Annotated in this window: 12 protein-coding genes; 1 reads left to right on the forward strand and 11 read right to left on the reverse strand. The window is 30.6% G+C overall.

The window, feature by feature from the left end:
- Positions 1–71: 71 nt before the first annotated feature.
- From EXT02_RS00725 to plsX, 4 genes are all read right to left on the reverse strand, one after another.
- A complete protein-coding gene (locus EXT02_RS00725; RefSeq protein ID WP_130427454.1) occupies positions 72–539 on the reverse strand; it encodes a hypothetical protein in 468 nt (155 codons plus the stop codon).
- A 125-nt stretch (positions 540–664) separates the two neighbouring features.
- The gene (locus tag EXT02_RS00730; protein WP_180365501.1) at positions 665–1285 is read right to left on the reverse strand and encodes a DnaD domain protein; all 621 of its coding nucleotides are present in this window, start codon (positions 1283–1285) and stop codon (positions 665–667) included.
- A gap of 4 nt (positions 1286–1289) precedes the next feature.
- On the reverse strand, positions 1290–2006 hold the full coding sequence (gene rnc, locus EXT02_RS00735) for a ribonuclease III (protein WP_130427456.1): 717 nt from the start codon (positions 2004–2006) through the stop codon (positions 1290–1292).
- Positions 2003–3118: a phosphate acyltransferase PlsX gene (gene plsX, locus EXT02_RS00740; protein WP_130427458.1), complete on the reverse strand. Its 1116-nt coding sequence runs from the start codon at positions 3116–3118 to the stop codon at positions 2003–2005. The genes rnc and plsX overlap by 4 nt, the downstream gene beginning before the upstream one ends.
- 678 nt (positions 3119–3796) lie before the next feature.
- Here plsX and EXT02_RS00745 point away from each other — a divergent pair.
- Positions 3797–4132, forward strand: a complete 336-nt coding sequence (locus tag EXT02_RS00745) for a hypothetical protein (protein ID WP_130427460.1) — start codon at positions 3797–3799, stop codon at positions 4130–4132.
- A 94-nt stretch (positions 4133–4226) separates the two neighbouring features.
- On the opposite strand, the gene EXT02_RS00750 is transcribed toward EXT02_RS00745, so the two are convergent.
- The 7 genes from EXT02_RS00750 to EXT02_RS00780 form a co-directional block, all read right to left on the reverse strand.
- Positions 4227–4994 carry a TatD family hydrolase gene (locus EXT02_RS00750; RefSeq protein ID WP_130427462.1) on the reverse strand — a complete coding sequence of 256 codons (768 nt, stop codon included), beginning with the start codon at positions 4992–4994 and terminating at the stop codon, positions 4227–4229.
- Positions 4995–5230: 236 nt separating this feature from the next.
- Positions 5231–5446 (reverse strand): hypothetical protein, encoded by a 216-nt coding sequence (locus tag EXT02_RS00755; protein ID WP_130427464.1) that lies wholly within the window; start codon positions 5444–5446, stop codon positions 5231–5233.
- A 612-nt stretch (positions 5447–6058) separates the two neighbouring features.
- Positions 6059–7438 carry a dihydrolipoyl dehydrogenase gene (lpdA, locus tag EXT02_RS00760; protein WP_130427466.1) on the reverse strand — a complete coding sequence of 460 codons (1380 nt, stop codon included), beginning with the start codon at positions 7436–7438 and terminating at the stop codon, positions 6059–6061.
- Positions 7439–7459: 21 nt separating this feature from the next.
- Positions 7460–8731 carry a dihydrolipoamide acetyltransferase family protein gene (locus tag EXT02_RS00765; protein WP_130427468.1) on the reverse strand — a complete coding sequence of 424 codons (1272 nt, stop codon included), beginning with the start codon at positions 8729–8731 and terminating at the stop codon, positions 7460–7462.
- 252 nt (positions 8732–8983) lie between these two features.
- The gene (locus tag EXT02_RS00770) at positions 8984–9958 is read right to left on the reverse strand and encodes an alpha-ketoacid dehydrogenase subunit beta (protein WP_011160950.1); all 975 of its coding nucleotides are present in this window, start codon (positions 9956–9958) and stop codon (positions 8984–8986) included.
- A 2-nt stretch (positions 9959–9960) separates the two neighbouring features.
- Positions 9961–11052 (reverse strand): pyruvate dehydrogenase (acetyl-transferring) E1 component subunit alpha, encoded by a 1092-nt coding sequence (gene pdhA, locus EXT02_RS00775; protein ID WP_130427470.1) that lies wholly within the window; start codon positions 11050–11052, stop codon positions 9961–9963.
- Between the two features lie 224 nt (positions 11053–11276).
- A complete protein-coding gene (locus tag EXT02_RS00780; protein ID WP_130427472.1) occupies positions 11277–12908 on the reverse strand; it encodes an ABC transporter ATP-binding protein in 1632 nt (543 codons plus the stop codon).
- Positions 12909–13053: the final 145 nt, after the last annotated feature.

The following is a 13053-nucleotide window of genomic DNA, read 5'->3' on the forward strand; positions in this document are numbered from 1 at the left end:
GAAAAAAACTACCTTAAAAAGGTAGTTTTTTTGTTATATGTATAATAAAAACACCCTTAATAAGGGTGTTTTTAATTGGTTAAATTATTAACTTTTTCTTGGAGGTTTTTGGCATTATCGTTTTTAAATAATTTTTTTATATTTGAAAAAATTGTATCATCTGCTTTATTATCGTTTTTTTTTAAATAATCATAAGCATCGTCTTTTGTTTTAACAATTTTTTCGTATAGGTCTTTTACTACTTCGTATTCGTTGCTAGTTGATTCTTTATAATATTCAATTACGTGTTTATTTACTGCTTCTAAATTAGTTTTAATGCTGGCAAGTTTGGAATTAACATTGCCTTTATTTTCTTCTTTTGTTAACTTTTCAACTGAATTATACAAATTTTGAGCTGCTTGTTTTGCCCAAACTTTTTTAGGAGAAAGCCAGTTAACAGGATTAAAAGAAATATAAAAACCTAAACCTAAATAAAGAGTAACAGTAATAAAAATAATTCCAGTAATGATTTTTCCTCGTTTAGTTGCTAAAAATTTCATCTTTTTAATTCCCTTACTAGTTATTTTTCATAAATAAAATAATTGAAATACTAAAAAAATAATTACATAAGTAATTATAACACATAAAAAGAGTAAGCTTGACTTTTTGTTTGCCAAACTGAGTGTTATTTTATTTTTTTAAAAAGTTTTGCTAAGGCTTTGTCTGCTTTTTCATCGGGTATAACTGTCAAAAATTTCTTTTTGCCAAGCAAAGTGTTGATGTAAAAAACAGAGGTTTTTTTAACACAAAGAGCTTCTTCAATTGTGTTTTTAATTTCTTCATGGCTAAATTCTTGGTCTTGATACCAATTTCTAACTAAGTCTAATTCGTTAGATGTAAGAGTTTGTCCTTTGTTGTGTTCTAAATATTCAATAGTTTGTTGGATTAAGGTAAGTTGGTTTTGGCGTTTGGATTCGCGAATTTGGTCTTGATAGATTTTTTCTAGCTTGGCAAAAGTGGGGTGTAGTGAAAAAACTTCAATAATTTTATGGTTTTTAGTTTCTTGGGAAAGGTCAAAAAAAACCTTTGACATTAATTGTTCTAAAATATGTTCTACTTCTTTTTTAGTGATTCCTGCTTTTTTGGCTAAGGCGTTGGACGAAAAGACGCGTTTTTTGGAAAAATCTAGTAAGAATAGCAAAATAGTTAGTTCAGGGTAGGTTAATCCTAATTTTTGGTATTCTTGAATTAACATTTTTTCTACTTGTAAAAAACCATCTTCGTAAAGTTTTTGAAACATAACCATATTATTATTGAAGCTCCTTTTCTTTGCCGCCTTTGTTGTTGAGTAGGTCTTTGGGTTTGGCAACTTTCGATAATGCTTGTTGGGCTGCTTTTTGCTCAGCGGCTTTTTTAGTGCTGCCTTCACCTGTTCCTAAAAGATTTTTTTCTAAATAAACTTCTGCTACAAAATTTTTAGAATGAGCAGGTCCTTGCTCTTGAACTATTTTATATTGGATAGTTTTTTTTTCTGACTGAACTATTTCTTGTAATTGAGTTTTAAAATCAATAATATAGATAGTTTTGGCTAAGTGAGGTAAGACAATATTATGAAAAACTTTTTTGGCTGTCAAATATCCTAAATCAAGATAAATAGCACCAAATAAGGCTTCAAAAGTATCTGCCATAATACTTTTAGCATTAAAATCTTTGTTTTTTTCGCCTTTGCCTAAAAGAAGATAATTTTGCAATTCAATGTTTTGAGCATAGATGGTAAGTGACCTTTCACACACCGCTTGAGCTCTTTTTTTAGTCATAATGCCTTCATCTTCTTTGGATTGGGAATAAAGATAGTCAGCCATAAGTAAGCCTACGATGGCATCTCCTAAAAATTCAAGTCTTTCGTTGTCTTCTTGGGGTGGGTTTTGTTCGTTAGAATAAGAGCTGTGGGTAAGAGCTTGTTTGTAAAGGGAAAGGTTTTGGGGAGTGATATTGAGGGTTTGAAAAAGAGTTTGGATGTTTTTCATAGGGATTGGCTTTCTTTGGTGGTTTCAGAAGTTTTGGGAGTTTCAGAAGTTTTGGGAGCTGTGTTTGTTGTTGATGCTTGTTTACTTTGGGTTTCTTTGTTTTTTGCACTTTCTAAGGAATGAGCAATTTTTTGATTTACTTGGGCTTTAATTAGTTTTTGAGCTTGTAAAATAGCTTGGCAAAAAGCGTAAGCTTGGGAAGAGCCGTGAGCTTTAATGACAATTTTGTTAAGTCCTAAAAGCATAGCTCCTCCAATTTGGCGTGGGTCTAGTTGGTTTTTTAATTGTTGTAGTGGTTTTTGAAATAAAGTTTTAGTGGCTATTTTTTTGATAAGATTTTTAGTAAGGATAGTTTTTAAGTTGTTCATGAAATTAAGCATTGTGCCTTCATAAGTTTTTAAGGCGATGTTGGCAGTAAATCCATCACTTAATAAAATGTCTGCTGAAGTAGTAAGAAGGTTTTGAGGTTCTTCGTTACCGCCAAAATTAAGATTTGAGTCTTGGGCTAAAAGTTGGTAAGTTTCAAGTTCTAAAGCTCTTCCTTTGGTAGGCTCTGTTCCGATGTTAAGTAGTTTTATTTGGGGATTTGGAATTTCTAAAATTTCTTTGGCAATAATTGTGGCATAATTTGCAAAAGTGTGCAAATGCTGGGGTTTTAGTTCGGTGTTAGCGCCTGCATCTAACAAAATTCTTGTGCGATTATCAAAGGAATTAAATATAGGGGCAATGGCAATTCTTTGCATTAAAGGCATTTTTTTAAGAATAAGATGACTTGCTAAGACCAAAATTTGGGTAGCGCCTGCCGAAACTACTCCTTGAACCTCATCTTGTTTGGCTGCTTCAAGCGCTAAAAATAAAGAAGCGTTGGGAGTGGCTTTTAATTGGTCTCTTATATTTTTATCGTCTGATCTTAAAAAATAAGGGGTGTGTTTAATAGTAATTTGGTTGTTGCCAAAAAAAGGAGTTTTTTCAAGAAGTGGAGTTATTAATTTTTGATTGCCATATAAAACGACGTGAAGTTCTTTATTTTTATTTAAGGCAAGCAAGGTTCCTTTGACAATTTCTAATGGGGCAAAATCGCCTCCCATGGCATCTATTGCTATTTTAATCATAAAAAAGCTCCTTTCTTTTGTGTATTGTTTTTGAAATTTGATTTTGTTTTTTAGATTAAATTGTTTTGTTGGTAAATAAAACGTTTGAGGTTTTTTAAGTTTGGGGTTCATTAAAAAGTATTTTATTTTTACCAAATCGAAATATAGAGGCAAAAAATAAAAATAGGGCTAAATCATAATTTGATTGTTTCTTTTGTGAAGTGTTGAAAAATTATAATCCATCATAATAAATTACTTTGATAATAATTATCTTCTAGCCTTTTTTTGAGTTAAAATTTCAAAGCATTTGCAATTAAAAGAAATTTCAGAAAAAGCATTATCAAAATAATTTTCAAGTTGCAATTAATAAGTCTTGGCAAAAATGTGGCAAAAATAAAAAAAATAAAGAGGCAAATAATGATATCAAAAGATTGGTTGACAAATAATTATAGAAACAAAAAGATAATTTAGAACAAATTAATGATAAATTTATTACAAATATTTTTTTATCAAAATAAAATTTATAATAATTTGCTATAATAGTAAATGAAATGTTAAATAAAAAAACTACATTAAACAGTTCAATATTATTTTATCATATTAGGAGATAATTTCATTATTTTAAGTTTTTAAGTAATGAATTAAATTTGAAAAGTAACGATTTTATCAACAAAAAATTGTAAAAGGAAGTGTTAGAAAATGGAATTCATGCAACAAGCAATCGTTAAAAATTTTTATTTAGAAGTAAAAGTTAGATATTTAAAACAAAATGGTAGTTCAAAAAGACAATGGTTTGCTACTAATGTTTGTGTAGGAACTGATAATTGTAAACAAAAATATGATGAAGTTCTTATTAATTTTACTCATATTGACGCTGATAATCCTGAGTTTTTTTTGCAACCAGGACAAGTTATTAAAGTGTTAGAAGGAAAAGTTAAGCAAAGTAAATGTGTTACTGTTTCTGAAGTTTGGTTAGATGTAGATAGTTTTCGCCAAACTGATGAAGAAGAAAAAAGCAAAATCAACTTCGCATAAGCGGAGTTGATTTTTTTATTATATAAGGGATGTTTTTTGGGTGTGATTTTGAATTATTTTATATTTCAAATATTTTTGTGATATGCCAAAAAGATTAAAAAGAATTTTTATTTAAAAACAACTTAGCTACATTATTGCTTGTTTGAGTAGCAACACATTGCAAAGAAATATTTCTTAATTGAGCAATTTTTTGGGCAATTAATTTGATATGATAAGGCTCATTGGTTTCATTTTGAAACGGATAAGGAGTTAAATAAGGACAATCAGTTTCTAATAAAATTTTATCTAGGGGAATAGTTTTTGCAATTTCGTGGGCAACTTTGGCATGAGGATAAGTAACAACTCCTCCAATTCCAATGTAAAAACCTAGTTCCAAAGCTTTTTTGGCTTCTTCTAAACTAAAAACTAAACAATGAAAAACTCCTCTAACTTGATTGCGATAAGGTAGTAAAAGTTGATAAATTTCTTCAAAAGATTTGCGTGCATGAATAATAATAGGTAAGTTATATTGGATAGCAATTTTAACTTGGGCTTGAAAAAACTTTTTTTGGACAGCTAAATTATCTTGTCTTTGATGAAGATCAAGGCCAATTTCTCCTATAGCAACTGTTTGCGGATGATTGAGGTATTTGATGATGCTTTCGGGAGTTTCTTGGGAAAAATCAGAACAAGGATGAATCCCAAAAGCTACCATTACTTCTTTATATTTATTAGCGATTTCATATGCTTTTTGGTTAGTTTTTTCATCCATGCCTATAACAATCATTTTTTTGACGTCATTATTCCAAGCTTTTTGAAAAACATCATCTAATTTATTTTTATATGTTTTAAGATTGAGATGAGCGTGAGTGTCTATTAACATTTTAATGTATTCCTTTTTTTTGATTTTAAGGGGTTGGAAAATGGTTATTTTGTTGTTATTTATAAGTTTTAAAAAATGGTAAATATAAAAGATTAAAGAAGTGATTTTAGATTTGTTAATTTCATAGGGTAAATTATTTTGCAAGGTTAAAAGTAATAATAATTTATAATTAGATACATAAGAAAGCAAAACAAAAATTTATTTAATAAATGTTGGGCTTTTAATCTTTATTTTTCTTATTCTTTTTTTTGTTTTTCATAATAAAAAATACTAATAGCAAATAAATTATGTTTTTTGATAGTTTTGATAAAATCTTTTTCAAAATAAGCAAAACCTAACCATTTAAAAAATTTAACATATAAAAACCATAAAACACTATATGAATATAAAGTAAAATAGATATAAAAACAAATAAAATAAGTTAAAGAAATATAAAATAAAAATTTTGCCAATTTTTCTTTTTTTAATTCCACACTAAAAAATAGTGCTAAAATCATTAGTATAAAAGCTAAAACAAAAGAGCAACAAACTATTTTAGTTTTTTCTCTTTATAATTAAAACCTATATTGCCATCATACATGCATGCTTTAAAATCTGGCCTAATAGATTCACCAAAATCAATATTTTGAAGTGTCCCCCCCTTGTTAGGGTCTTTATTAAACAAATTCTTTACCTTGTGATCATATTTAAATCCAATATAAAAAGGAATGCCAGAAAGAGTCAAAAATGGCAACAAATAAATAAAAGGTAAACTTAATGCTCAATGTTTATCTGGGATTGTAAATATTTTGGCTTTTTCGAGAAAAGCTATGGTAAAATCTTCAAATAATAAGATAAAAAATAAAACTTTTCTAATGTTATATTTAGTAATCATTTATCATCTTCTTTTATTCAAAAATATTTGAGGATTTAATATTTAATGTTGTGCTTTATCTTTATTTTAGTTTTGTTGTTTTATTTCGCTTCGTTTTCTTTTTCTTTTTTGGGTTTTCATAATTGCATCACCCATTTAAGGAAAAAGAACCTATTAAAGGTTCTTTTTTTGTTAAAAGATCAAATAATAATTATGCATGAATTGGTTTATCAACAGCTCCTAAAAGAGCTTCAAAAGTAAGTTCTGATAAGGTAGGATGAGGATGAATTGCTTGAGATAGTTCGTAAGCAGTTCCTTCAAGTTCCATTCCTACAGCCATTTCACTAATTAATTCAGTAGCATTGTAAGCATAAATATGCATTCCTAAAATTTCTAAATGTTTTTTGCAAACAATTAATTTAGCAAAACCTTCTTTTTCGCCATCAGCTAAAGATTTGCCAACAGCTCCCAGAGATATTTTAGAAACTTTATAATCCATTTGTTTTTCTTTGGCTTGTTGTTCGGTCATGCCAATAGAAGCAATTTCAGGAAAACCATAAATACAAGCAGGAACACGGTCATAATTAATGGGATGTGCTTTTTGTTCTAAAGCTAAAGCGTGAGTCACAGCTACAATACCTTCATGACTTGCCACGTGAGCTAACATGTGTTTGCCGTTTACATCACCAATAGCATATACTCCAGGAATTGAAGTTTGACAAAAATTATCAGTTTGGACGCTATTGCGGTTGAGGGCTAAATTTAATTTTTCTAAGCCTGCAAGATTGGCTTTGGTGCCTACAGCCATTAAAATAACATCCGAAGTAATTGTTTTGGCATTGCCTTTTTGAGTGTAGGTAGTTTGATTGTCATTAATTTTAGTTACTTCTACTTGAGTCAAAATTTGGATGCCGTCTGCTTGAAGTTTTTTAGTGTATGCAACAACAACGTCCCTATCCATACCATTTAGAATAGTGTCTTGTCTTTCTAAAATAGTCACTTCGCTACCAAAAGAATTAAAAATAGTTGCAAATTCTACTCCAATAACACCGCCTCCTATAATAGTAACTTTGGAAGGATAGCTTTCTAGTTGTAGTAATTCTTTACTAGTTTTAAGAATGCCTTTTTGATAAGCTTCTTGGGCACCTGGAATAGGAGGAACAAAAGCGGTACTGCCTGTTGCAATAATTAATTTTTGGGTGTGCAATAAGTTAGTGTCTACTTGTACTTCGCAAGGAGAAAGAACACTTGCAAAACCATGGTAAAAATCAATTTTATTTTTTTTCAGGAGAAAAGATATACCTGTAGTAAGTTGAGCAACAATTTTATTTTTGCGTGATAAAATGGAGGACCAATCAAAAGAAACGCCGTTTTGTACTTTAATTCCAAAATCATCACAACGTTTGATATCTTTATACATTTTGGCACTTTTTAAATAAGCTTTGGTAGGAATGCAGCCATAATTAAGACAAATACCACCTAATTTATGTTTTTCTACTAAAGCAACTTTAGCACCCATTTGAGCAGCTTTAATGGCAGCAACGTATCCACCAGGACCTCCACCAATCACTAAAACATCATAATTTTTCATAATTTGCCCTTGGTCTTTCTGTTAGGATAAAAGCAATAAAGTAGGAGTATTTAGCAATTCTTTAACGCGCTTTAAAAATCTACCGCCATCAGCACCATCAATAATACGGTGGTCAATTGCTAAGGAAAGAGGAAGCATGTCTGCAATTACAATTTGACTGTTTTCAACTACAGGTTTTTTGGTGATTTTTCCTACTCCTAAAATAGCTAATTCAGGGTAATTGATAACTGGAGTGCCGTAAGTAATATCGATAGAACCAAAATTAGTGATAGTAAAAGTTCCGTTTTGAATCTGATTTAATTCTACTTTTCTTTCGGTAGTGGCTTTGGCTACTTGTTGTAATTGTTGTGCCATTTCTAAAAGAGTTAATTTGTTAGCATCTTTGATGTTAGGAACGATTAGACCGTCTTTGGTATCAACTGCTACTCCTAAATTAATGAATTTTTTGTAAGTAACTTCTTCTTTAACGTCATCATAACTAGCGTTAAATACTGGGAATTCTTGTAAGGCAATCGCTACTGCTTTCATGATAAAAGCCATAAAAGTTAATTTGATTCCTTGGGATTGTGCTTGATCTTTGGCTTGTTTGCGTAGTGTTACTAAAGCAGTAATGTTTACTTCGTCCATTAGAGTAGTTTCTGGGATTTTTCCTTTGGAAATAACCATTTTTTGGGCGATGGCTTTTCTGAGGCGAGAAATTTTTACTACTTCTGTTTCTTGGCTAGATGTGGCAAAAGTTGTGGTGGGGGTTGGTTGTTCTTGGACAAAAGGGGTTGTTGGTTGTGGTGTTTGTGGTTGTGGTTGAGTTTGTAAAGGGTTAGTTGCGTTTTGTACATCTACTTTTAAGATTTTTCCATTTACACCTGTTCCTTTAATGGTTGAAAGGTCAAGTCCTAGTTCTTTGGCTAGACTTTTTACTAATGGAGTAGCAAGTACTTTTTGAGGTGGTAAAGAGGTTTGTGCGGATGTTTGTGCTTGTTGGGTGTCGTTTTTTTCTGTAGCAGCAGTTTCATTAGGGTTTTGAGAAGAAAACTTTTTAACATCTGCATCAGTGTCACCTGGTTCTTGGATTAAAACGATAGTATCTCCTACGCAAATAACTTCACCTTCATTAAGGTCTCTTTTTAAGATTTTTCCTGCTACAGGAGAAGTTAGTTCAACGTCTAATTTGTCAGTTTCAACTTTAACTAAAACATCACCTTCTTTTACTTGGTCGCCCACTTTAAAAAACCATCTTGTAATTGTACCTTCATGAATGCCTTCTCCGACATCAGCAAATTTAAATTCAAACATATTTTTATCTCCTTGATTATAATGCAGTTTAGTTTGGTTGGGGTTTTGTTGTTTGGTTTTTTTAGTTTTTAATTTTTATTTTGGTATGTGTTTTGGTTGGTGGTTATGGTTGTGATTGTGGTTTTTAGTTTTATTTAGATATTTTGAGTTTTTAATTTGATTTGGAAGTAGTTTTAATGTGTTGTTTTTCAGGACAAAAGAAAAGGGTTAGTTTGCCTTTATATTTTTATCTCCTTATATCTTTTTGTTATCTTATTCGCAAACCACTTTTTTAATAGCATCAGCTATTTTTTCAGGGCTTAAAAACTGATAATGTTCTGCTTTGGCTAAAGGCATTGTGATATCATTTCCAGTAACTCTGGCAGGAGCTGCATCTAGGTATAAGAAAGCTTGTTCGTTAACTAAAGCCATTAATTCTCCTGCAGGTCCGTAAGTTTTACATGCTTCATGAACTACTAAAAAGCGTCCAGTTTTTTTAACAGATGTAATTACAGTTTCTCTGTCAATAGGATTAATAGTTCTTAAATCAATTAGCTCTACGGAAACATTAGGATCAAGTTGTTTAAGGGCTAATAGTGTTTCTGGTACCATTGCTCCCCAAGCTACAACTGTAATGTCTGTGCCTTCTTGAACGACTTTGGCTTTACCGATTTGGACTTCGTAATCTGTTTCGGGAACTTCTTGACGGAAACCACGATAAATTCTTTTAGGTTCCATGTAGACTACTGGATCAGGGTCGTTAATAGCAGCCATTAATAAACCTTTAGCGTCGTAAGGATTAGATGGAATAACTACTTTAAGACCAGGAACAGAGCCTAAAATTACTTCTAATGATTCGGAGTGATGTTCTAAGGATTTTACCCCCCCCCCAACTGGGACTCTTACTACCATAGGTACTGTGTAATTACCACGACTACGGTTACGCAAACGGGCTGCGTGGGCAAATAGGTCTTCTAGTCCTACAAAAATAAAACCATCAAATTGGATTTCTGCAACTGGTCGCATGCCGTTAATGGCAAGTCCGATAGCACTTCCGATAATAGAAGATTCAGCAATAGGGGCATTAAAAACGCGAGTTTCTCCGTGTTTATCTTGCAGGCCTTTAGTTACGCGAAAAACACCGCCTAATTTTCCTACATCTTGTCCAAAAAGAACTACTCGAGGATCTTTTGCTAACTTGCTATCTAAAGTTTGATTAATTGCATCTAGTAATGTCATTGAAGCCATTATTATTTACCTTCCTTTGTGTTGAAAAAAGCTTTGCATTCTTCGTATTGTTCTTCTAATTGAGGAGTCATTTTTTCATAAGTGTATACAAAAATATCTTTAATATCAATGTTGTTGCCTGTTTGTTCTACTTTTTGGTGTGCTAAAACAACTTCTTCTTGGGCTTCTTTTTCAAATTGTTCTACTTGTTTTTGAGTTAGATAACCTTTATTCATCAAGTATTTTTGAAAACGTACAATTGGGTCTTTTTTGCGCCACTCTAATTCTTCTTCTTTGCTACGGTAAACAGAAGCATTATCATTAGTGGAGTGTGCTTCTAGACGATAAGAAACATTTTCAATTAAAGTAGGTCCGTTTCCTTTGCGCGCTTCGTTAAAGGCTTCTTGGGCTGCTACATAAACAGCTAAAATGTCGTTGCCGTCTACTTGCATGCCAGGAATTCCACAAGCATAACATTTTTGAGCTAAAGTTTTAGCTTTGGATACTTTGTTACGAGGATTAGAAATAGAATACTGGTTATTTTGAATAAATACTACTAATGGTACTCCAAAAACAGCAGCATAGTTAAGACCTGCATTAAACTCTTCGTGTGCAGTTCCTCCGTCTCCAATAGTTGCAATAGTTACTTCTTTTTTATTTTGCATTTTGCTTGCTAAGGCAAGTCCTGCTCCTAAATTAACACTAGATCCAATAATAATGTTAGCTGGTAAAATACGCAACTTAGGGTCTAGTTGAGAGCCTTTTTCATTGCCATACCAGTAAAGATAAAATTGTACTAAAGAAACTCCACGGTAAAGAAAAATTCCTGCATCACGATAATAAGGTGATACCCAATCTTGGGGTTCTAAGGCAGCAGCGATACCTACTTGAGATGCTTCTTGCCCTGAGTTAAGTAAATAGTTTCCCATACGTCCTTGGCGTTGATATTTTAAGGCTGCTAAATCAGCTTGTCTACCTAAAACCATTGTTTTATACATTTTTAATAAAACATCTTTAGATAATTTTGGTTCTAATTCAGGTTGAACAAGGTTGCCATTTTCGTCAAGTATTTGGAATTGTTTACCTTTTAGGGGGTCGTACACATTCGTTAACATTGTAATACTCCTTATTTTATTTATATTAGTTTGTTTTTGATTAAATGTATTATATCTTTATTATGTTACTAAATATAATTAATTTAGTGTTATTTGATAATATACATCTACACTTAAATTGTACTTGAAATTAAGACAAATGATGAAACAAAATAATGAAAATTGCAAGTTTAAGAGATAAAAAAAATACCATATATTATAATATATGGTATTTCAATTAATATTTATTTATTGTTGATTATGTCAACTGGTTTTTTGTTAGACCATTTATAAATAATGAAAGATATAAATAGTAGAGTCATGAAAAAGACATAACTAAATGATAATAAATTAAATAAAAGGACTCTTACAAAAGGATTGAAAGCTAAATATGGTGATGTAAACCATAATAAAATGACTTTATTTTTCGAATTTACTAAAGAATTAAAGAAAACCATAATGTCATTTTCACTTTCAAAATTGGGCAACGGTTTCATATCGAAAGATGAAAATAATATAGATGAATCTTTAAACCAAAGTGAAATAGTTAATGATAATACAAAAATTAAAACCATTTCGAATAAAGCAAAAAAGAATGCTTCAACTAAAAAGATTTTACCAACATTAACACCATTAGAACCTAAAGCTCTTAGAATACCCATTTTTTTATTTTGAAGTTTGGCACTCATAGAAAAATAAAGCATAATCATAGCACCTGGAACAAATAAAATCCAAAACCAGAACATAGGGCTACTTATAATTTGAATAATTTTAAAAGCTATTTGCACAACACCCAAAACAAAAAAATATAATTCTCCATATCCTTTATATCCTTTAAATAATTCATACATTTGATATATTTTATCACAGATTCCAAACCATTTATAACTCAAAAATGTAAAAGCAAAAAACATAAAAATAAAAGATGCAATAGCAGTTACTAAAACAGCCAATGCCAAGAAAAACTTTTTATTTTTAAAACTCTTTAAAGCAGCCTTAGCAACAAACGAAAAAGGCAAACAACTAGGAAAAGATACAAAATCAGTATCTTGTTGTAATACTTTAGTCTCATCAGTTTTATCAAAGTTTTCTAAAGCAGGATTTTTAGTTAAGTTAGTTAAGTTTGCAATCATTTCAGCTGTAAGAACTTGGCCTTCTTTAAATACTTGTTTTTTATCTTTGCTTTTTTTAGTAGTGTCTTTTTTTCTTGTCATATCTGATACGACTTTACCATCTTTACATTCTAAAATACGATCAGCATATTTATAAGCACTTTCGCTATCATGAGATACAATAACTACTAATTTTTCTTTACTTAAATTTTGAAGTAAATCAAAAACTTGGGTTCCTGTTTCTGAATCTAGATTTCCTGTAGGCTCATCAGCAAAGACCATTTTAGGATTTTTCACCAAAGCACGAACAATAGCAACACGTTGTTTTTGTCCTCCTGAAAGTTCATTAACTCTTCTATTTAGGAATGAAACACCCAATCCTACTTGATTCATTAAATTATTAATTAAGGCAACATCTGGTTTTTTATTTTGTAATTGTAATGCTAAGACAATATTTTCAAATACATTCATATCTTCTATTAAGTTGAATTCTTGGAAAATAAAACCAATCATTCCATTACGATAATTATCTAAATATTTTTGATTAAAAGTTGTAATAGGAACTTTGCATACTTCAACTACGCCGCCGTTTGCAACATCAATGCCTGTTAAAACATTTAATAAAGTAGATTTACCAGAACCTGATTTACCTAAGATAAAAACCATACCTTTATCAGGTAATTTTAAAGAAACGTCTTGTAAGGCCATCGTCATATTACCGCGTTTAGTAACGTAATTTTTGCTTAAATGGTTGACATTAAACATTTTTAAATACTCCTTTAGTTGTTTTGTTGTTTTATTGATTAAAAAAATTTATAATTATACAAATGTAAAAAGGCAAAAAGATTAAAAAGGGTAAAAAAACTAATTTAACTACCCTATTATTTTACCACAATTATTATATTTGTAT

Origin of the sequence: 'Catharanthus roseus' aster yellows phytoplasma, from assembly GCF_004214875.1 — a bacterium.
Lineage (GTDB): Bacteria > Bacillota_I > Bacilli_A > Acholeplasmatales > Acholeplasmataceae > Phytoplasma > Phytoplasma asteris.